A 22,045-nucleotide genomic window follows, 5' to 3' on the forward strand; every position below is an offset into this window, starting at 1 on the left:
TAAGCTAAGTTTAATCATCGATTTTATAAACTTCTACCATACCACATCATCTCTCATCTTCAAATTTCCAAATCTCCAAATTATTAATGCCCGCCACTAACCGGCATATCCACTTCTTCCTCATTTTTAGCAACACGCATTCTCATCGTTGCAAATGCAGCAATCAGCAATAGCCCTCCTGCAAATGTGATGGCATTGGCGGGGTTGCTGTTAAGGAAGGATTTATAGATATAACCAAAGGAAAGGGTTTGAATAATCATTGGTACCACAATCATCATGTTAATGATACCCATATACACACCATATTTCTCTTTCGGAATACTACCTACTACCATAATGTATGGCACACCCATCATACTGGCCCAGGCAATACCAAAGCCAATCATAGGAGCAAATAAGTAGTATTTGTTTTCAATATGAGGTAGAAGGAACAAGGATAAAGAGGCAAGGATCAGGCAAACAATATGTACCTGTTTGGCGCCGAATTTTCTGGCCATCCATACCAGTCCGAAAGCCGAAAGAAAAGTAATGATATTGTAAAAACCGTTAACGAGACCTGTCCAGCCAACAGCTTCTTCGTAGAGTTGCTGGTTGGTTTCTGCGGTGGTATGCCAAACAGATTGTGCAATGCTATGCGAAATAAACTGCCAGTAACAAAACATGGCATACCATTGAAACAGGTACACCAAACCTAATTGCCATAAGGTTTTGGGCATATGAACAATGGAACTGAATATTTCTTTAAAAGGGGTGAAGAAACTTTTATGTTCTGCGCGCAGTGCTGCCAGTTCTGCATCAGTAGGCGGTATCTCCGGTGTTTTAATGACCGACCATGCCACAGAAGCAATAGAACATACTGCCCCAACAAAAAAGGAACCATACACCCAGTAAGGAATACCGGGCTCCCCTGTTGAAGTGGTTGACTGACCGGTAATTAGTTTCTGAAAAAAGAATAAAGAAAGATTGGCCAGTGTTATACCCAATCCTGTAAAAAAGCTCTGTGTTAAAAAACCCATGGCACGCTGACTCGCCGGTAGTTTATCGGCAATAAAGGCACGATAGGGTTCCATGGCGGTATTGTTGGCGGCATCGAGAATCCATAATAAGCCAACGGCCATCCACAAAGCACGGCTGAAGGGAAAGGCGAATAAACAGAGACTACAGAAAATGGCACCGATTAAAAAATAGGGTTTACGCCTGCCCCAGCGCGGGTGCCAGGTTTTATCGCTCAGTGCACCAATGATGGGTTGAATAAGCAAACCAGTCATCGGGCCGGCAAGATTGAGTAAGGGAAGATCTTCCGGTCGGGCATCTAAAAAACTGTACAGTGGATTAACAGCTGTTTGTTGTAATCCGAAACTGTACTGTATACCAAAGAAACCGACATTCATGTTAATGATCTGCCAGAAACTCAGTTTGGGTTTAGCTAATGACATGGCAAGCAGTTAGGGTGTATAAGCGATGTACTGTAATATAATTGCTTTCTTTCAGCGTTTTAGCAACGAAGAAGAGATATTTTTTTCGAAAACGTTTGTTGGGGAAATGTAAGATGTCTGATCGCTGATGTCGGATTTTGTAGAACAGCAGCATGTCGAAGAATGAATAATGAAGGAAGCCGGAGGAATCATTCGATTAGTTCCGCGAATTGTTGCTCACTGTCAGCGAAGGTGAGATAGAGACAATGCTGGAGGCTACACAGATTCGAACTGATCATTACAACATGATCTTACATAGTTGAGACTAAAAGACACAGGTGAACTAAACAGAAACACGCTGGCCATAAAGTTTCCCGTCAAAAGCTTTGGCGTGAAGGGGAAATGGGATAGATTTTTTTGTACACACTATAAAATGATACCTGCTTATTTAAGTTCCGATAGAATCAGTTTTTTCTGCTTTAAGGTGTTCTTCATTGCTTTTTCCCTTACTGCAGGATCGCTGCTATGGATCAGATCAAAGTATTCAGTGGGTACAACCTGCCATGACAGACCATATTTATCTTTGCACCATCCGCAAGAGCCTTCTTCGCCGCCATTTTTGGTAAGTGCATTCCAGTAATAATCTGTTTCGGCCTGATCCTTTGTATTAATAACAAAAGAAACCGCTTCATTAAACTTAAATAGTGGCCCCGCAGCCAATATGGTAAACTCCATACCTGCTATTTCAATAACAGCGGTTTCTATGCCCGCGGCATTGCCACTTTCGGTACTATCGAAGCGGCGAAAATCTTTCAACTTACCGTCTTTAAAAATGGATAAATAATAATCTGCAACACCCTTCGCATCTTTCTCCACCCACAGATAGGGTGAAATTTTTTGCGTAATAGGGTTCTTACTTTTACCAGTGTTATGTACAGTCATGGTATCATGTATTGTGTTGTTGGTTTTATCAGACTGTTTCGGATTGGTACAGGCAATGCCAAAGCCGATAACCATTGCGGTAAACAAAATGAGTTTATACATGTGCTGTTTTTTAGCTGATAAAAGAGAAAGGCTCATAGTAAAAAATACATGGGCCGTTTTAACTGTATTTATGGTTGCCCTTTATGTCTCGGATCAAAGTCTACCATCCATTCTATACCGAATTTATCCCTGAACATACCGAAATAAGAACCCCATGGACTGTCTGCTATGGGCATTTCAACTTCTCCACCTGCTGAAAGACCCTTGAATAGTTGGTCGGCTTCTTCTTTGCTTTCTGCACCAATAGAAATTTTACTCCGTGTTTCTCTTTCATTGTGTGTGCCCAATTGTTGGGGGGTATCGCTACCCATGAGTACATTGTGTTTACCAATGGGTAGGGCCACATGCATAATTTTGTCGGCTTCTTTTTCATTATCAGGAGCGCCTTCAAAATGCATGTCTTTAAAGCGGATAAGTGTAACAAATTCGCCACCAAAGACAGATTTGTAATAGGTAAATGCTTCTTCTGCATTCCCATTAAAATGGAGGTAAGGGTTAATGGATGCCATGGTTGGTTGTTTTAAGAGTTCTAATGTACTTTTTATTGGATGATATTTCTATTATTTCACCTTGTTTTCAGCTATCAAACCTAATGCTTACGCTTTCCATACAGGAGGTAGAATCACGACAAAAAAGAGGTTGATTGTGCCAAATGGTATGTATATATGTCTGAAAGAGGCGTTTATGCGCTGTGGGTTTTCCTCCTGCGTACATGTTTCACCCAATTACCATTCCTGAAATCGGATGCCCAGTTGTGTATCTGTAATGGCAAATTCTTTTGCACCCCAGGGTCTGCGGGTAACTTTATTCAGATTGGGATGCAGCAGGTGAGGGTGAGATGAAGCTATCTGTGCATATACTTCTTCAATATTATCTGTTACAAGCCGAAGTTCAGGATGGTGTTCTTTGGCCAATTGTTCATCCTGAAAAACCATGAGGCCAATTGAATCCTTTCGCAATACACAATAGGGTTGTGCAGTATGTATATCCTGGTGTACAATGGTGAATTGCAGACAATCAACAAATAGTTTTATGCCGTCTGAAAGATCTGTATAAAATACACTGGGTACCAACTTTGTAAAATGCATGGTGGTATAATTTTTAATACGATTCAATGGGGCATTGTGATGCGCATATTGCACCAAAACCTTTCTTAAAAATACGCTTATATTACCTTGACTAAGTGACGGTATTCAATAAAATACATCAATAGATATACGGTTGCCCGAATATTTTCAATGGATGAGTCCTCCGCAGATACATGCAGGGAGGAGTATGGAACACAGATTTTCATGATGATGATGATATATCATGAAAATCATAAAAATCCGTGTTCTATTATACGCTTCCATCATCATCATTACTTCTCCGGTGAATTTATGGTTTATAATTGCTAAGGCTTTGCAAACAGATGAGTCTCCGAGGTAAACAAATAAAGTATAGTAAGAAAGTGTTCTCATCTTTAAACCTCCATACACGCTATTCACCGAAAGTAGAACGCCCTTCCATTATTTGCTTTATATTAGTTCACTCAATCCATATTCAGGAACTATATTTTAATCACATGAGAAAATATGTATACACGCTAGTAGCTATTGCTTTCACGGTAGCTGCACAGGCACAAAGCAATGCGCTTACAGCCAAAGATTATGAACGTGCAGAAAAGTTCATGAGCTATAACACAGAGCCTTTTATTGATGCAGGAACGGTCCGCCTCAACTGGCTACCCAACGATCGGTTCTGGTATCTCTCTGTTACAGCAAAGCAAAACAGTTTTATGCTGGTAGACCCGGTTCAAAAAACCCGCACCCCGGCTTTTGATCATCAAAAATTGGCCGCTGCATTATCAACCGCAAGCGGTACCAAATATGATGCAGCTAAACTTCCTTTCCAGACCATTCATTTTTCCGATGATGGCAAATCGGTTTCTTTTACCGTAGCCGGAAAAAAATGGAAATACAACCTGCAGGGCGCAACTATTACTGCTGATGATACAGCTCCGGCTCCTGCCGAAGCAGAGGGAAGAACTGGCGCTGGTAACCGTGGCCCCGGTGCTGGTATTGAAGCCATTTCACCCGATGGCAAAAAAGCAGTGTATATTAAAGACTGGAATTTATGGCTGCGTGATGTGGCTACCAATAAACAAACACAGCTTACCACAGATGGCGTAAAAGATTTTGGTTATGCCACCGATAATGCAGGATGGAAATCGAGCGAAAGAGCCATTGTACGCTGGTCGCCCGATTCGAAAAAGATCGCAACCTTTAAACAGGATCAGCGCAATGTGAGCGATATGTACCTGGTAACTACCAATGTGGGTAAACCCAGTTTACGTGCATGGAAATACCCTTTACCCGGCGATAAAGAAGTGGCCATGCTGCATCGGGTAATCATTGATATTGACGCAGCTAAAGTAATCAAACTACAGGTGGCTGCCGACCCGCACCGATCTTCTCTCAGCGATGATATCACCGTAGGTGGATCACTGGCTGATGTAGATTGGAAGGAAGACGCATCACAACTCGCATTTCTTTCTACCTCACGCGATCACAAGCAATCAAAACTCCGTATTGCCGATGCGGCAACAGGTGCTGTTCGTGAAGTATTTGAAGAAACAGTAGCCACACATTACGAATCGGGAAGGGGTGGCATCAATTGGCGCTATCTCGCTAACTCAAACGAAATCATCTGGTATTCTGAACGCGACGATTGGGGACATCTGTATTTATACGATGCCACCACCGGTAAACTGAAAAACCAGATCACCAAAGGCAATTGGGTAGTGAGCAGGTTGGTAAAAGTAGATGAGAAAAACCGTGTCTTGTATTTTACCTCAACCGGTCACCAGTCCAATCCTTATTTTTCTGAATTATATAAAATTGGTTTCGATGGTAAGAACCTTACCCTGCTTACACCGGGTGAAGGTACACACCAGGCCAGCTTTTCTCCTTCGGGCAATTATATCATCGATACCTATTCAAAACCCGATACGCCACCTGTTACACAATTGTGCGACCTGAATGGTAAACTCATCACTACACTGGAAAAAGCCGATGTATCGAGATTAGTGGCTACCGGCTGGAAACCACCAATACCCTTTACGGTGAAAGCACATGATGGTAAAACAGATATTTATGGTCTGGCTTTTACACCAACCAAAATAGAACCGAATAAAAAGTATCCGGTCATCGATTATATCTATCCCGGTCCGCAGGGTGGTAGTGTGGGTAGCTGGGGTTTTACTGCTTCCCGTGGCGATCACCAGGCATTGGCAGAGCTGGGTTTTATTGTGGTAATGGTAGAAGGTACCAGTAACCCCAATCGTTCTAAGAGTTACCATGATATGAATTATGGCAATATGGGTGAGAACACATTGCCCGACCAGATTACTACCATTCGTCAGTTGGCACAACGATATCCGATTGATACCAACCGCGTGGGTATCTGGGGACATTCAGGTGGCGGTTTTGCCACTGCTGCAGCCATGTTCCGTTTCCCCGATTTTTTTAAGGTAGGTATATCCGAATCGGGTAACCATGATAACCGAAATTATGAAGACGACTGGGGCGAGCGTTACAATGGTCTTGTTGAAAACTCAAATTATGAAGCGCAGGCCAACCAAACCATTGCCAAAAACCTGAAAGGGAAACTAATGCTGGCACATGGTATGATGGATAATAATGTGCCTCCATACAATACCTTGTTAGTGGTAGAAGCATTACAAAAAGCCAACAAGAGTTTCGACCTCATACTATTCCCCAACAGTGCACATGGGTTCGGTCAATACGGGCCTTATATGATGCGTCGCCGCTGGGATTATTTTGTGCAACACCTGTTAGGGGTGGAGCCACCACTGGATTATCAGTTAAGGCAGGCAACTGCACCGGGTGCACGCCAGTAAAATAGTTAGATTTTTATACCTTTGTAAAGCAAAAACAAGCTAAAAACATAGTTATAAAATTTGGACTGGGGTGTCCCCGATCGGCAAGAAGCTCAACGAAAGTTGGGCTTCTTGTTTTATGGGAATATCTTAATGCAGTGTCGTTTCCGTCTTTCACGTGCGATCAGAGACGGGAAAATCGTAGGGAACGATTATGAGTTTGTGATCTTTACTTTCTGTAAATACTTTTTTGCATCTTCCACTTTTTTAGGAAATAAAACCCTGTCTCTGAGTTTTGACGCTACTAAAGACAAAAGCTCAGGCTCAGGTGGCTTTACCGATTCTTTTGATTTTGTTACTTTAGTTTTCATAGTATGAAATTAATATTTTTTCTGAACAAAAATACAGAATCGTACTTTTTATACCGTTCATATGGTTGTAAAATGATTTGTTGTTCTTCATTGATACTGCCTCCAAGGAATTGATAATCAGCAATTAATTCCTCATAATTTTTGTCAACATACCCGCGATAAATGTTAATTCTCCTGTTATAGTTTTTGCACTCATCAATACAGTTTTTTTTGCATACTAATCTGCAGTTTTCTGCAAAAGCAGGTCTTCCATCACTACCCTGAACCAATAAAATATCGTTGCTGAAATTTTCGAAGAAAATAGGTATCGTACTTAAAACCGTATTTAATACTTTGTAAGCATCACCATTGTTGGTATTTATATCGTCAGTTATTGTATCATTTTCTAAATCATAATCGCCAAATCCAAGATTGTAAATATTGCGCCCATTTAATTCTTGTATAAAGGAGAATTGCACAGCTTTAATAATATCCCGCTCACCTTTGCTTATGAAAAAGAATTTCAAACCAGTTGCTGATTTGTCTTCTTTTAATTCATAAATGTTTTCAAAATTATTCATTCGGTTTTAGATGGTCACTTTAAAAGGAGAGGCATATCAATAAGGTATGCCTATAAAAATAAAAATAGAGAATAGTTACATCAAAATATTATTCAGAGAACATTAAGTGCCTGCTATTTCAGCATACTGTATGTTTATCTTTCGATAGAATTTTTTCTAAGTGTAAGATGAAAAATCTTCGATGATAATTTGTCTAACGAATATGTGTCTTAGAATTTCTTCACTGATTCTCTTTCACCAGCAATGTAGAGATTGAAAATTCTTGTGTGGTAACTTCTTTTTTATGAAAACACTGTGGGAAAGTAAACATCGTAAATCAGCCCCAAAAACATCCGTATTTGTCTTCATCCACTATTCTTACAAAATCTTTGATTTCTTTTACAGTAGGATTTGGCTTGTAACTATGCCATTTTAAATCTGCGCGCATCCAGAATATTTTCCAATGATTTTTAGATTTTATGAAAGTGGTTTTTGCTACCCGACTTTCAATAAAAACAGTTGGATTGTCCCATCTGGGTCTTATTTCAAAAATAATGATGCTTTGTTCTTCTATTCGATACATAAGATCAAGCTGTGCCCTTAGATTTTCTGGAGGCCTCTTTCTCTGTAGATAATTCTCCATTACTTCAATTACATCAACAGCCTGGATAACATCTATTTTCATTAGTACAAAGATATTAGAAACCTCAATAGATAAGCGATCCCATATTGCTTAATGGTAATCGGTAAAAGAATGCGACTTGCACAGCTATTTACTATAAACAGTGAAGAGTCACTGTTTATCTTCTCATTCATCTGATGGCTTAAGTTGGTTTAAGTATCTTGCCACATAATCTTGTTGCCACTTATTTTTAAAGTCAAACCATTGTTCCCTAAAATCGTCTGAGTCGTCGATGACATACCTGAATTCTCTAAAGGGTTTACGCTTTTGTAAAGATTCGAATAGTTGTCTTTTCAATGTATGATCAGTCAACTGATCGCTAAACGTTCTCATTATTTCAAATGCTTCATTTGAAGTCCATTTTTCTATTTCATAGTACTCAGCGATATTCTTTTCTAATGTTTCGATCTCTTCGTTCCAAACATCAGTATCAAGATCTGAATAGCTGCTGGTGTCTGGAATAAAAAGGAGTTGCCCTGTTTTCCTGTGAATGAAAGCACGGAAGCCGCAGTCAAGTTCTTCTGCAATTATCTTTATATTGTCGGGGGATGTAATATTCATAGTCTATTAATAGCAAGACTAATTTATAAAATAATTTATTCCTCGCGATCTCTACCTCTGAAACCGGTGACTCTGTGGCGAGCGTTCTTGATTAAGTAGACCTAGAGGAGAATAAAGCCCCTTGTATGAACCGCTTGTATTTTTCGTTTTCTACCGTCAGTGGCTTCCATTTCAACCAAGGGACAAATTGTCCCCCAGTTGGCGTTCAACTGTGCATCTCGCTTTTTTCTGTGACGCTGCGACGAACTTTTCTGAATTGAGTAGACTATACGCAGCATGAAGCTGCGCTCTATAAAGGATGAACTATCGTGATTCACTTGTTTTGTTCATGCACCCAAGACGTGTAGCACGCAGAGTCCCTCGTGCCTCGGAGACTATGCGACGAACTTTTTGATTAAGTAGAATCTGCGGAGAATGAAGAAAGAATGTTAGCGATTCGTTGCTTTTCTTTTGGTTTACATTCTATCATATAATTGTCTGGGTATTCCTTTTAAAATTGTCCCAATAATTTTCCAACGTTTGGTTATATAGACGATTTTCTTTTTCTTTTTTATGGCATCAAAAATTTGATTTGTTGCTTTGTCAACTGAAGCAACCCAAAATTGTCCTTCGCCTTTAGCCATGGCAGTATCTACAAATCCTGGTCTTATGTCTGTTACAAAAATATGTGATTTCAATTTTGTTGCTTTTTGTCTTAAACCTTCTAAATAGTTTATTTGATAAGCTTTTGTAGCATTATAAGCAGGTGCAATTCTACTTCCACGAAGTCCGCCAACAGAACTGATTGCAACTAAATGCCCTGCCTTTTGATTTTCAAAATAATTGAACGCCCAATTCGCAACACAAGTAAAACCTGTTACATTGGTTTCAATTGTCCGTTTTTCAATTTCATAGTTAAGTTTTTCGTTTAAGTCGCCAGTTCCAGAACTTATTATTAGTAAGTCAAGTCCGCCAAGTTGCTTTGTCAAGTCTTCTAAATCTTCAACTATTTTGTCGGTGTCACTTATGTCAAAAGTCTTGGGATAAAATAAGTTTGGCTTTTGAGATTTCAATTCAACAAGTAACTTTGTTCGTCTGCCAGTAATTCCAACAGTATAGTTTTCGTTTGCCAATTTTAAGGCAAGTCCTTTTCCTATTCCTGATGTGGCGCCGATAATTATTGCTTTATTCATATCAATATTGTCTGTCGTTATATTTTGGTGTCGCTCTGCAATAATAGCAAACTTGTTTTTAGTTCTCCGCATCGTCTCCCGCTGTCACCGCAGGTGAGCGCATGGGGACGTTGCGGTCGGCTACACAGAAACATGCTAATTATTACATAACCATCTCGCATACTATTACCCAACATACGTAGTTAAAACAAATAGAAACACTCCGGCTGTGCAGCACCGCAACGTCCCCAATCTCTCGCCTTTGGCGTGAGTGGGAGACGATGCGGGAAACTTTTCTTGAGTAAGTAGACCCTGGCTGCGCAGCACGCATAGTCCCTCGTGCCTCGTAGACATTCGACGAACTTTTTTGATTAAGTAGACTCCACGGAGAATGAATAAATGAATCTTTGTGATAGGTTAGTCGTCTACTAAATCTACGATATCAGTTCGGCTTTCCGAAAGCATCGAATTGAGTAGCTTTAGATCGTGATAGTTCAATTTAATTACATTACTCCTCTTGATGGATCGTAAAAAATCATAAAAATAATTACTGATTTGCTTTGACATTACATCTTCGGGATCTTTGTCCATCAGCCTCTTTAATAAACTAAACATTTCTCGGATTTCATCATTCGAAGGGACAATTTCAAACTTTCTTAAAAAAATAATTTTCTCATACAAGTACGTATGTGTCGAGAAAGCCCTCACCTCCAATTCTTCTCTTTTAGCTATCAAACGTAGTAATATTGTTTCGCCCTCGGCGAAAATTGTTCTTGCCAAACTAATGTTATTAAGAGAATTTGCTTGTTTGAGGTAATTTCTACCAATGGCATTTTTTACCATGTAGGAGCCTGGATTTATTACCTCTGCCTGTTTGAAATGGTTTAAAGCTTTGTCATATTCTCCTTCGGCTTGTTCAGTAATGCCCAACTGAATCCAAAAGTTATAGCTGCCGCTGAGATCGAGCTTTAGATCATAGAGCATTTCCTTAATTTCCTTAGTCTTAATTCCAAATCTTTTTCGTAAAAGCTTTTCGTTTGTAAGTGCGGCTTCTATTTGAGTCCAACTACTATGTCGATCACTAATTTGAGGCGCAATAGATAGTAGAATATTTTTTACAAGAGTTATAATCTTAGTAACTGAACAAGTTTTTAATATTGATTGTAAATAGAAAATCGTTCTTAAGCTAACATCATTATTGGAGGTGTATTTTATGAAGTCCTCTATATTTTGTAGGGCCACCTTCGAGTTGCTTCCGAAAAGTAATGATATGAGTTCTTTTGGTACGCTAGGAAGATCAAGCTTTTCAAAAAGTGCAAGAATAATGAGTAAGTCACGTTCATCAGAGTCCTTTTTTAATATCGGTAATAAAGAATCAGAGATGCGAGTTCGAAAACCTTTGCCATATGTGATTTCATAAAGAATACTTAATAAGTCATTTTTGATAGTAATAAATTTAATCCTGTCGTAAATGTCATCGAATTCCTTTAAAGACCCGAGATATCCTTTTGTATTTAGCCTCTGTGCAATTTCTGACGCAAATTCTCTAGTGATTTTAGGCTCAAGAAAATATTCTTTATGAAAAGCATCAACAATATTGTATCTTGATTTAAGATGTGAAGGAAGCCTGGATGTAGTGACTACTATAAGATGTTGTGAATGATGAATTAACTTTACTAAGCGTAGAATGTCTCTGTAATTATAGCTAGCATTGTCATAAAGTAAGGCAAACTTCTTTTTTTCAGGGTTTAGCTTTGTCCATTTGAAAAATTCATAATAGTTAAAATGCTTTCCACGGAAATCCCAAACTTCGTAGCCCAAGGAATCTAATTCGATGCCCGCTCTCAATAAAAAAGTACTTTTACCACTTAAACCTTTACCATAGATTGCAAATATTCTTGATTCTTCAGTTTTGCTTGTGTCACAGAACTGTACTAAAGATTCAATTAGATCATTGTTCTGGAAATCCCATTCGTCAAAAATATCGAGCCAATTAGGTTCAAATCCAAAATATAAATTACTTTCATATTTCTTGATTGGTAATGTTTTTGATCTAATAGTCTTGAAACTTTCAAAGCCAAATCGCGTAAGATTTCTTAATTGATTTACTAAAGTGCTATCATTTGTAGTACTACGAATTGTTGAAACAAATTGAAAGAACGATTCTGTGTCCCATTCAATTAATAAAGCACCAATCTGCTTAATTTTACTTTTAAATATTATTGAGGGGAAAGGGTTTATGAATATTAGCTTGCCTTTTGATGATTGGTAGCCAGAGTTTTCATAAAGCTTTAGATAAAAATCTATATTGTATTCATTAAAATCATGCCCAATAAAAATAATTGATTCAGAGTGCATATCTAATGAAAGACTATTAAATCTATAGTCTTTAGAAAGAATCATTGTGTCTAAATAACTCTTATTGCTAAATGTCAAACCTTCGCTAGGGTTATTAACACAGCCATGAATCTTCAGTAGTTCAATCTTTCCTTTTTCAGAAATGGTCGATCTTCTCTTGAAATTTTGAATTAATAATTCTTGATTTGTGTTTTTATAGCAAACTTCAACTATGTCGTCAATATTAGTAGTGTAAATTTTTTTCCAGGGATAAGAAGTTATGAGATGATGAAAAACAGCAGGCTTAGAATTTTTGAAATAGTCGACTAAATAATCGGTAAGATGAGCTTTGCTTTTTTCAATTTCACAAAAATCACATACTTCAGAAAGGTTGTATTTTTCCAAATCGGAGTATTCTGTGGACCCTTTCGGATACCTTAACAGTTCTGTGATAATATCAGATTTAAGCTGATTGCCTGTGGGTACATTTCGTCCTGAATGAGTTTTTGCGCCAAGAGAAAACCCAGCTCCAAGGAATAAAATGGGATCTTCTACCTCGATGATTCTCTTTAGTTCTTTTTCTTGATCAAGCATAAGGTCATATTGATAATGAAATATATTTAGACGAACAGCTTATAATTTGCGAATGTGGGGGAGTTGGTCTGTCGTAGGCTTGGCTAAATTTTTATTGATATAGCTAATTTACTGAACCCTTATCATTATTCCTACTCTTGAGCAATAAATTCTACCAACCAACTTTTACAAAATCTATGTTACATGCAGTTTATAATATTTTCTTGTCTTGAATTTTTACTCTATAGCTAAGATATAGCCACCAGATGAAGTACTAAGTATAAATGATAGGATGTTACAGTCTCCCTGAGCAATCCGCTAATTAATGAAAACGATTTTATCTATGTCTATATTTCTTAAAAAGAGAGGGTACATAAAACTATATAGTGAATGCCGTTTAGACATTTGAATACATCTGGTCAAATCGATGGCGACTTTGTTGATTATTATTTAATTCTAACAAATAAGCCTCGAAATCGTTTTTGATATCTCTAAGCAACTTGGAAGGACTAACTTTTACGTCAGTGTTACCAATAAATTCTATACTATGATGAAAGCTGTTATTTATTATCATCTTCTCTTCAACCATTCCATTGTGGAATAAACCGCATCTTGCTTGTTTATATAGGCTTCTTAATTGAACGTCTGTAAATCTATCAGGATAAATTCTCTGCAACGAAGAAACAAAGAATGCTGAACTTTGTCCATTACTGCTTAAACCCTGTCGATATTGTTCAATACCTTCAATATAAGATAAGCATATCATCAAAACAATAAAGCCTTTATTCTTTTGATGTGAAAGAGTTGTCGCAGGGTTTAGAAACCATTCTTTAACTTGTCTTTCATAGATAAGTATCTTGTGATTTACATTGTATGGGTCTAATTCATTAGTAGAGACTTCGTCCAATACATGGGGTGTATAATTATTATCAAGCCAACCAAAAATTCCTGGTGCGATATAGATAGGTTCTTGTCTAAGTTTTTTTGACATTTGGGAAGTTTATGTAAATAGCGTACAACTCATAAATTTACGCAATTCTCTTCAACATATATAAAATTTAACTCTATTGAAATTCAACACGTTATCTAAAATCAAACACTAATTAGCGCAAAACAGCATTACTGATTTTGTCTTTACTTATGCTAAACAAAAAACCTTCTGAAAAGCAAATCACTTTTCAAAAGGTTTATCTCGCAAAGCGAAGTAGTATACACTAACACCTAATATCTAACCCCCCAACCCCTCCTCATTTCACCAAACTCCTAAACGCCTCCCCAAAAATCAAATACCCTGTATTCCCCCCAATCGTTCCCTCATTCTGTCCCCATAAAAAAGGCCAGTCATCGTAGTTCTCAAAATGGTCGGGTTTGCGGAAGAGAATACCGGGGGCTACATTGCCGGGAATGAATGAGAAATCGGCGCGGTTGTTTCCATAGAAAACATTTTTGGGGCGTGTGGCACCCAGCGTGGCCACTAATGAATAATTGTGGTAGGGGTGACAACCAAATAAATAATTACTGGCTTTGTACAACTGTTTGCTGTCGATGATATCAGGAAAAAATTTATGCGCAAAACAAACCGTGGTGCCAAAGCCCACCACATCGCCACTGCCTGCCCAGTTGCCCAAACCAATGGGTACTCCGTAGGGATTGTTTTTTTCCAGACTGTCTATATAGTCTTTGTACTTCACCACATAAGGCCGGAGCTTATCTATAAAAGAAGCATTCATATACGGCACAGCATCCAATGCCGTAGAAAGGGTAAAGCTCACATTGCGTTCGAGTGCGGGCCATAAGAGTTTCAGGAATTCATCGGAATAAGTTTGTTCTCCGGTGGCAATAAAGAGTTGCAGGTAGGTGGCCATATTGGCTGAGCCAAAGGGTCCCGCATTTTCCTGCGGTTGATTAGCCATTAAATCGCTGGCTTCTTTCAGCAGTCTTTTCGATTGTTTCAATGCTCTGTCGGCCAGCCCATCATTATACCCTTTCAGTGCGCGGCTGGCAGCGGCAAACATGGTGGCGGCGCGAAAATCGAGTCGGGGGTTGCGGCTGGTAAAAGCCCACATATCATCTTTCACACCACTCGATTTTCCATCGGCAGCTATTTCATGCGCACCCAGTTTGGGGTTATAGGGCAAACCATCTGTAATGGATGCCGCATCGCCTAAGTGGTGATAATTATCCAGCACCGCATTCGACAATGTCTGCGCCATATGCCCGATAATCTCCGCCTGTGCCAGCAGGTTCAATGTACCATGTTCAATATACTGTAGTATATCGGGTGTGCCATCGGGGCGATGCAGATCAACATAACGTTGTTGCTGGTTTACAAAAGTCTGGTCGCGTTGTGGTTTAAAATATTCCCAGGTCTTTACAAAGTTTTGAACCACGCCAATATTGGCACCGGTTTCAATATCAAAATCGCCGGCATCAAAAAAGCCGCCGATGTTTAAACCGGGTATCAGTTCGAGTGCTTTGTATTTGGTATCGGTGGTTGGCCCCTGCCGGTGCAGATCGAAATGATCGGTATTGGGAGGAGCCTGCAGGTAGCCTTCTTTAAAAGGTTCGCCATGCCATATGCGGTAGCCTTCATTCACGGTCATATGGTTCATGTGAATCGGAATCCACACATCGCTGGTGGCTTTGGTAATGTTGTCGTAGACATTTTTCTCTATTAAAAAATTATTCGTCTTCACCGCACCATACTGAATATAATAAATGCCCGGAGTGGTTACCGATGAGAAATCGAATTTTACATAGTGGTATTTAAAGTAATCGCCCCATGGCACTACATTGCCTGTGAATACTTTGGTGGCAGTACCATCATCACCCAGTTTATACAGCGATGCGCTGGTTTCGGGTTTGTCTTTTTTATCGAGTTCAATCACCGAAATTTTGGGTTGCGATGGCTGGTAACCTACTTGAGAGAAACCAATATTGGGTTCTCTGATCCAGCCATCAATGGCATTGGCATCAACGGTCCAGCTCAGCACTTTACCTGTTTTACCGGCGGGCAGTGTACTGCGCACTACAAACCAGCCGTTCTGTGCGAGAATGCGTCCATCATAGAGCAGGAGGTCGGCATCGGGCGAACTTATTTTCACGAGGCGTGACGGATCATCGGGTGCCAGCACCATACTGCGACCCGTTTCGAGTGGCAGTGGATCAATAAATTTTCCGGAGCCCCTGTCATCAGATGTATTGTATCCTTTAAACTGTTTGGGTTTTTCGCTGTTGGGTTTGGCCTGGGTATTACCCACCACATAGCGGGGAAAGCGGTTGTAACGGCCATCTACCAGATAGGCTTTGTTCCAGTATTGTGAGGGGAGAAATTCGAGGTTAAACCCGGCTTTGCCCTCCAGTGCTTTGGGCAGGGGTTTATCGAGGTACACGGCAATTTCAATTGCCTTGCCTTTGGCGGTTACCACAATGCGTGAGTCGAAATCGTATTCTGCATACCGTAGCGAAGCTTCTATGGTTTTTAGCATACGGTCTATTTTCCGGTTCGAAATTACCGGCACCAGGTCCCACTGTTCGGGTGTGCTGGAGAGTCGTATGGCGCCTCCCTGTGCGGTTCGCACGCCGTGGTGTATGAGTTCTATACCGGCATTTTTTTCATCATTAAATCCGCCGGTAAAGAGGTTGCTGTAGATGAGATAATTCACGCCCTGTTTTTCAAAATATTCCAGCTCATTGAGTTTAAGCTCCTGGGCAGTGAGGATAGCAATAGAAAAGCAGGCAAATAACGTAGCAAGTATTTTTTTCATAAGGCAATTGTATGGCTGAGTGTAAATTACGCAATCGGTTGCATAAAAAAAGGTGGGAGGGAGAAATTTTTAGGAGGGGAGTCCGGGAGTCCGGAAGACCGAAAGACCGGAAGAGAATAAGGAATATGAAATAAGGAATAAGAAATCAGGAAATAAAGGGGCAAGGAATCAAGGGTTAGGAAATCAAAAAATCAAAGATCAAAAATTCAAAAAATCAGACATCCGACATCCTCCATCAAACATTTGCCTTCTCATTTCTTCATTCAATATTCGATATTCATTATTCCTCTGTTCTGTGAGATCGTTGCCGGGAACGTTTGCGTAAAAAAAGGCATTGGCAATGCTTCGGGGTTTCTCCGGTTAAGCGTAGAATTGATTAACGAAAAACGCTCCAAATCCCCCTTCAGGGGGCTAGGGGGTAAACTGCTTGCCATGAATCTGTACGAGAAACATTCACCTCTTTGTACCACATCCTGTGGTAATATACCATCATCCCTTATTATAACGAACATTAAACCGAAACGCTTCCTTTATTCCCCCTTTAGGGGGCAAGGGGGCAGAAATTGCTTGCTTATGCCAAAGAAAATGAAGCTGATGGGGCTAGCCACCCTCTTACTGCTTTTAACGGGTATGTTTACCTATGCCCAGAACAGTTTTGAAATAAAAGGCCGTGTAACCGGTGCCGATAACCAGCCACTGGAAGGAGTAAGTGTAAGGGTGAAAGGATCGCAGAACGGTACCGTTACCTCGAAAGACGGTAACTACCGCTTACTCGCCGCCAATGGCCGTGTTACGCTGGTATTTAGCTCTGTAGGTTTTACTGCCAAAGAAGAAGCAGTAAACGGCAGAAATACCATCAATGCCTCACTCGCTGCTGCTACTGCAGAAACATTGGATGATGTAGTAGTAATCGGTTACCAGACCGTTAAAAGAAAAAACCTGCTGGCATCCGTTGCCAGCGTGGGTGCAAGAGATCTGAAAGATATTCCCATTAACTCTGCAGCAGAAGCACTCAGTGGCCGATTGGCCGGTGTTACGGCTACCACAGCAGAAGGTTCTCCTGATGCTGATATCCGTATCAGGGTAAGAGGTGGTATGTCTATTACTGGTGATAACTCTCCGTTATACATTGTAGATGGTGTGCAGGTAGAAAATGGTTTATCTGCCTTATCGCCTCAGAATATTGAAAGTATCGATGTGCTGAAAGATGCAGCCGCCACCGCCATCTATGGCGCCCGTGGTGCCAATGGTGTTATCGTTATTACTACCAAAAGCGGTAAACCCGGCAGAATGGTGGTAAGCTATAATGGTTTTGTTGGGGTTAAAGAACTGGCCAAAAAACTGAAAGTGCAAACGCCCTACGATTATGTGCTGTACCAGTATGAAAGATCAAGGGGCAGTGCTACCGACAGTGCCAGTTTCGCCAGAAATTTTGGTACTACCTGGGACACTTTATCCAACTACAAAAATGTGAACACGGTAGACTGGCAGGATGAAGTGATGGGTCGCACAGGCATCATGCAAACCCATAACGTATCTGCCATGGGTGGCAATAAAAAAATCACCTACAGTTTCGGGTATACTTATAATGATGATAAAGCAATTGTACTCAATTCAAATTATCGCCGTCACTTACTCAACCTGAAAGCAGATTACAAAATATTAAGCAACCTGAAACTGGCTGTTACAGGTCGTTATACCAGTACCAATGTATATGGTGCAGGAACTTCATCAGACCAGGGAACATCTTATAACCGTTTGCGTAATGCGGTTAAGTACAGACCCTTTCTTTCTGCCGCACAGGATATAGATGATGCCGATCCGCTGGCCGATCCCAATGTGGGTAATGGTTTGAACCTGGTGAATCCTATTTCACTGGCCAATGCAGAATTCAGACGTAAAACTTCAGATGTATACAACTTTACGGCTGCCGCTACGTATACCATTCTTAAAAACCTGAATTTTAAATCTACCATCGGTTACGACAGACAGAATAGTATTGATCGTCAGTTCAGCGATTCCATCACACCATTTGCCGTGATTCAGGGTGGAAGAAAAGCGATTGTTACACTCGATACCGTTAACAGAACAACCATTACCAATACCAATACACTCACTTATTCAGTTAACGGGTATAAAGACAAACACGATTTCACCATCCTCGTGGGTCAGGAAACCTATGACCTGCGTACAGAACGTTATACCAGTCAGTTCCGCGATTATCCAACTTTTACATCTGTACAGGATGCATTAACCAAAACATCGCTGGCCAACAGGTTTGCGGGTTTTCCGAGAGTGAATAAAACAAGGTACACGAGCATGTCGTTCTTTAGTGCCCTGAGTTATTCCTATGTAGATAAATATTATTTCTCTTTCAACCTCCGTGCCGATGGTGCTTCCAAATTTGCACCGGGTAAACAATGGGGTTATTTCCCCTCGGGTTCGTTTGCCTGGAGGGCCAAGAATGAAAAGTTCCTGAAAAATGTGAGCTTCCTCAGCGATCTGAAATTCCGTGTAGGTTTTGGTACCGTGGGTAATAACCGTATTAACGATTATCTCTTCCTTACCACTTTCAGAAACGATGGCGGTTTGTATTATGGCATGAACAATGAAATTGTAAATGCTTTCTATTCTGCCGGTCTGGTGAATGAAAACCTGCGCTGGGAGTCAACACTCAATAAAAACTTTGGGGTTGATATCAGTCTCTTTAAAAACAGGCTGAACCTGAGTGTAGATATTTACAACAACAGTTCGAAAGACCTCTTACTGAATGTACCCATTGCACCCACATATGGTTATACCTCACAGTTACAGAATGTAGGTAAAACCACCAATAAAGGTGTGGAATTGCAACTGAGTACCACACCCATCCGTAACAAAGATTTCAGCTGGACCATCTCCTACAATATGGCCTTCAACAAAAATAATGTGGAGCAACTGGGGCTGAACCAGAAATCATTCTTCCCTGCTGCCAGCTGGGGTGTTTCCGGACAACCCACCGATTATCTGGTACGCATCGGAAGTCCAACCAGTGCTATCTGGGGTTTGGTAACAGATGGTTTTTATAAAGTAAGCGATTTCGATTACAATACCGGCACAGGCGTTTATACACTGAAAGCTGGTATGGTGAGTAATGCAGGTATCATCGGACCGGTTCAGCCAGGTTCTATTAAATTCAAAGACCTGAATGGCGACGGTACCATTACACTGGATAACGACAGAACGGTTATCGGTAATCCATTACCTAAATTCACAGGTGGTTTAAATCAGCAGTTCACGTATAAGAACTGGGATATGAGCATCTTCATGAACTTCTCTTATGGTAATGATGTATACAATGCAAATAAGATTGAGTTTACCAATGGTTATACCGCCAATTCAAATATGCTCGATATCATGAGCAATCGTTGGAAAGTGGTAACGGCAACCGGTCAAACAGCGCAGTATGTAAACGGCAGCAACCAGGTGGTAGGTATTGCACCAGATCAGCTGGCTGCGCTCAATGCCAATGCAACCATCTGGCAGCCGGTTCGTGGTGCAGGTGCTTTCTATCCGCATTCATGGGCTATTGAAGATGGTTCTTTCCTGCGCATCAACAACGTAACTGTTGGTTACAGCATGCCGGTGAAAAAATTAGTGGGACTTAAAATGAGTAAACTGCGTTTTTACTTAACGGCTAATAACCTTGCCATACTCACCAGCTATACAGGGTACGACCCAGAAGTGAGTGTGAGAAACAGTCCACTGACGCAGGGTCTTGATTACTCGGCTTATCCAAAAAGCAGAACATTCATTTTCGGTATCAACGCAACTTTTTAAACGATCAAATATTGCTATATGAACAATAAATATTTTAACAAACTCACAGTGATCGCAGTAGCAGGAACGATGTTGCTGACTACCGGCTGTAAAAAATACCTCGATCAGCAGCCCATTACAGATGTGGGCTCCGAGATGGTTTTTCAGGACGTAGCCAGCACGCGTAAAGCACTGGCCGGTGCTTACAGCAGACTGGTGGGTGATGCTGGATTTGGTATTCGCCTCAGTCTGTATTATACCGTTGATACAGATGAAATGCAGGGGCCAACCGGCAATGCGGATAATGACAGACGTGATATTGCCCGTTATGCGGCAACATCTGGTAATGCACAAATTACCAATCCATTCAACCAGTTGTTTACCGGTATTGAATATGCCAATATCTGTATTGCCAATATCCCTAAAATGGATATGTACAATAGTGGCAGTGAGCAGGAGAAAAAACAATTGCGGAGGTTACTGGGTGAGGCACTCACTTTGCGTGCCCAGTTTTATTTTCAGGCCATTGTAAACTGGGGTGATTTACCCACGCATTTTCAGCCCTCATCAACGGTGGCAGCAAGTGCTCCTTTCCCAACACGTACAGACAGAGACACCATCTATAACCGATTACTGGCCGATTTAAAAGTGGCGGCTGATCTGGTGCCCTGGAGAAATGAAGTTACAGGTATCGGCGATCAGTTGGATGAGCGTATCACCAAGGGAACGGTAAAAGGGTTGCGTGCAAGGATTGCATTGTTCAGAGGTGGATTTGGTTTACGTAGCGACGGATCGATGAAAAGACCTGCAGATTATCTTACCTATTATCAGATTGCTAAAGATGAGTGTAATGAAATCATTGCATCCAACCAGCATTCCCTGAACCCCAGTTTCAGGGCATTATGGAAAGACCAGGTGAATGCAAGAGTAGTGGCCGACCCCAATGGTGAACTGATGTTTCAGGCAAGTGGTATCGGAAGAAATGCAACGGCAGATACCAAACTGGCTTATTATAATGGACCTACTGTAAACAACCTGGGTAATAAAAGTATCAATGTATTACCCACTTATTTTTATGCATTCGATCAGAACGATTTAAGAAGAGATGTAACCTGTGCACCTTATAATGTGGCGGCCAATGGCAGTACTAAAATTGGTCAGGCATTGACTGCCATGTGTGATGGTAAATACAGAAGAGACTGGATCAGTGGTCCTGTTGTTTCACCAACAGATGCGGTACAATATTTTGGATTGAAATGGCAGATACTGCGCTATTCAGATGTGTTGCTGATGCTGGCTGAAGCAGAGAATGAAATCAGTGGTCCAACTGCTGCTGCTTATAACGCCGTGAATCAGGTAAGAAGAAGAGGTTTTGGAAAAGCGATCGGTACACCTGATGTAACGGTTGATTTACCAACCGGTTTATCAAAAGCAGCTTTCTTTGATGCAGTGGTGAAAGAAAGATCATTGGAACTGGGAGGTGAAGGTGTACGTAAATTTGATCTGATCAGGTGGAACCTGCTGGCAACAAAAATTGCACAGACCAAAACTGCATTGCTTGCTATGTCAACCAGATCGGGCGCTTACAGCACATTACCTGAGTTTATGTATTATCGCAATAACTCAACAGCAGATGATGCAACCTTATGGGCCAATTCATTCTATGCGCCAACACCGGGTACGACACCAGCAGCCAGTACAAGGGTAAACTGGGCACAGGCTGCAGTGAATACAACAGCATTGGCACGTTATGCAACAGGTTTTGTAACGGGTAAATCAGAACTCTTACCCATACCACAACCCGCCCGCGATGCCAACCCCAACCTAACCCAAAACCCAGGCTATTAAAACATCCCCCTGCGGCCTATCTCTGCGTTCCCTCGTTCTCTGCGGTGAAAATTCGAGTAAATTCACCGCAGAGAACGAG

Annotated in this window: 15 protein-coding genes; 3 read left to right on the forward strand and 12 right to left on the reverse strand. The window is 40.7% G+C overall.

Annotated features, from left to right (window positions below):
• Positions 1 to 83 precede the first annotated feature (83 nt).
• From KXJ59_RS02990 to KXJ59_RS03005, 4 genes are all read right to left on the reverse strand, one after another.
• Entirely contained in the window at positions 84 to 1,436 is a 1,353-nt protein-coding gene (locus KXJ59_RS02990) for an MFS transporter (protein WP_295200979.1), read from the reverse strand.
• 423 nt (positions 1,437 to 1,859) lie between these two features.
• On the reverse strand, positions 1,860 to 2,459 hold the full coding sequence (locus KXJ59_RS02995) for a VOC family protein (protein WP_295200981.1): 600 nt from the start codon (positions 2,457 to 2,459) through the stop codon (positions 1,860 to 1,862).
• A 68-nt stretch (positions 2,460 to 2,527) separates the two neighbouring features.
• Complete coding sequence (locus KXJ59_RS03000; protein ID WP_295200982.1) at positions 2,528 to 2,968, reverse strand: VOC family protein; 441 nt, start codon at positions 2,966 to 2,968, stop codon at positions 2,528 to 2,530.
• Between the two features lie 216 nt (positions 2,969 to 3,184).
• Positions 3,185 to 3,547 carry a hypothetical protein gene (locus KXJ59_RS03005; RefSeq protein WP_295200984.1) on the reverse strand — a complete coding sequence of 121 codons (363 nt, stop codon included), beginning with the start codon at positions 3,545 to 3,547 and terminating at the stop codon, positions 3,185 to 3,187.
• A 476-nt stretch (positions 3,548 to 4,023) separates the two neighbouring features.
• Between KXJ59_RS03005 and KXJ59_RS03010 the strand changes: the two genes are divergently transcribed.
• Positions 4,024 to 6,360, forward strand: coding sequence for a S9 family peptidase (locus KXJ59_RS03010; protein ID WP_295200986.1), 2,337 nt, complete (start codon positions 4,024 to 4,026; stop codon positions 6,358 to 6,360).
• Between the two features lie 191 nt (positions 6,361 to 6,551).
• Here KXJ59_RS03010 and KXJ59_RS03015 read toward each other — a convergent pair whose 3' ends face one another.
• The 8 genes from KXJ59_RS03015 to KXJ59_RS03050 form a co-directional block, all read right to left on the reverse strand.
• Positions 6,552 to 6,710, reverse strand: coding sequence for a hypothetical protein (locus tag KXJ59_RS03015; protein WP_295200987.1), 159 nt, complete (start codon positions 6,708 to 6,710; stop codon positions 6,552 to 6,554).
• Positions 6,707 to 7,270 carry a hypothetical protein gene (locus KXJ59_RS03020; protein ID WP_295200989.1) on the reverse strand — a complete coding sequence of 188 codons (564 nt, stop codon included), beginning with the start codon at positions 7,268 to 7,270 and terminating at the stop codon, positions 6,707 to 6,709. The genes KXJ59_RS03015 and KXJ59_RS03020 overlap by 4 nt, the downstream gene beginning before the upstream one ends.
• Positions 7,271 to 7,586: 316 nt before the next feature.
• Positions 7,587 to 7,934: a DUF3024 domain-containing protein gene (locus KXJ59_RS03025; protein ID WP_295200991.1), complete on the reverse strand. Its 348-nt coding sequence runs from the start codon at positions 7,932 to 7,934 to the stop codon at positions 7,587 to 7,589.
• 123 nt (positions 7,935 to 8,057) lie between these two features.
• Positions 8,058 to 8,492, reverse strand: coding sequence for a UPF0158 family protein (locus KXJ59_RS03030; RefSeq protein WP_295200994.1), 435 nt, complete (start codon positions 8,490 to 8,492; stop codon positions 8,058 to 8,060).
• 455 nt (positions 8,493 to 8,947) lie between these two features.
• Complete coding sequence (locus KXJ59_RS03035; RefSeq protein WP_295200996.1) at positions 8,948 to 9,664, reverse strand: SDR family NAD(P)-dependent oxidoreductase; 717 nt, start codon at positions 9,662 to 9,664, stop codon at positions 8,948 to 8,950.
• A 396-nt stretch (positions 9,665 to 10,060) separates the two neighbouring features.
• Positions 10,061 to 12,574 (reverse strand): SIR2 family protein, encoded by a 2,514-nt coding sequence (locus tag KXJ59_RS03040; RefSeq protein ID WP_295200999.1) that lies wholly within the window; start codon positions 12,572 to 12,574, stop codon positions 10,061 to 10,063.
• Positions 12,575 to 12,950: 376 nt separating this feature from the next.
• Positions 12,951 to 13,544 carry a hypothetical protein gene (locus KXJ59_RS03045; RefSeq protein WP_295201001.1) on the reverse strand — a complete coding sequence of 198 codons (594 nt, stop codon included), beginning with the start codon at positions 13,542 to 13,544 and terminating at the stop codon, positions 12,951 to 12,953.
• Positions 13,545 to 13,800: 256 nt separating this feature from the next.
• Positions 13,801 to 16,320 (reverse strand): glycoside hydrolase family 9 protein, encoded by a 2,520-nt coding sequence (locus tag KXJ59_RS03050; protein WP_295201003.1) that lies wholly within the window; start codon positions 16,318 to 16,320, stop codon positions 13,801 to 13,803.
• A gap of 573 nt (positions 16,321 to 16,893) precedes the next feature.
• On the opposite strand from KXJ59_RS03050, the gene KXJ59_RS03055 reads away from it, so the two are divergent.
• Both KXJ59_RS03055 and KXJ59_RS03060 read left to right on the forward strand, forming a co-directional pair.
• Positions 16,894 to 20,139 (forward strand): TonB-dependent receptor, encoded by a 3,246-nt coding sequence (locus KXJ59_RS03055; RefSeq protein WP_295201004.1) that lies wholly within the window; start codon positions 16,894 to 16,896, stop codon positions 20,137 to 20,139.
• Between the two features lie 18 nt (positions 20,140 to 20,157).
• On the forward strand, positions 20,158 to 21,966 hold the full coding sequence (locus KXJ59_RS03060; protein WP_295201007.1) for a RagB/SusD family nutrient uptake outer membrane protein: 1,809 nt from the start codon (positions 20,158 to 20,160) through the stop codon (positions 21,964 to 21,966).
• Positions 21,967 to 22,045 lie beyond the last annotated feature (79 nt).

It is taken from the genome of Sediminibacterium sp. (assembly GCF_019264485.1).
GTDB lineage: Bacteria > Bacteroidota > Bacteroidia > Chitinophagales > Chitinophagaceae > Sediminibacterium.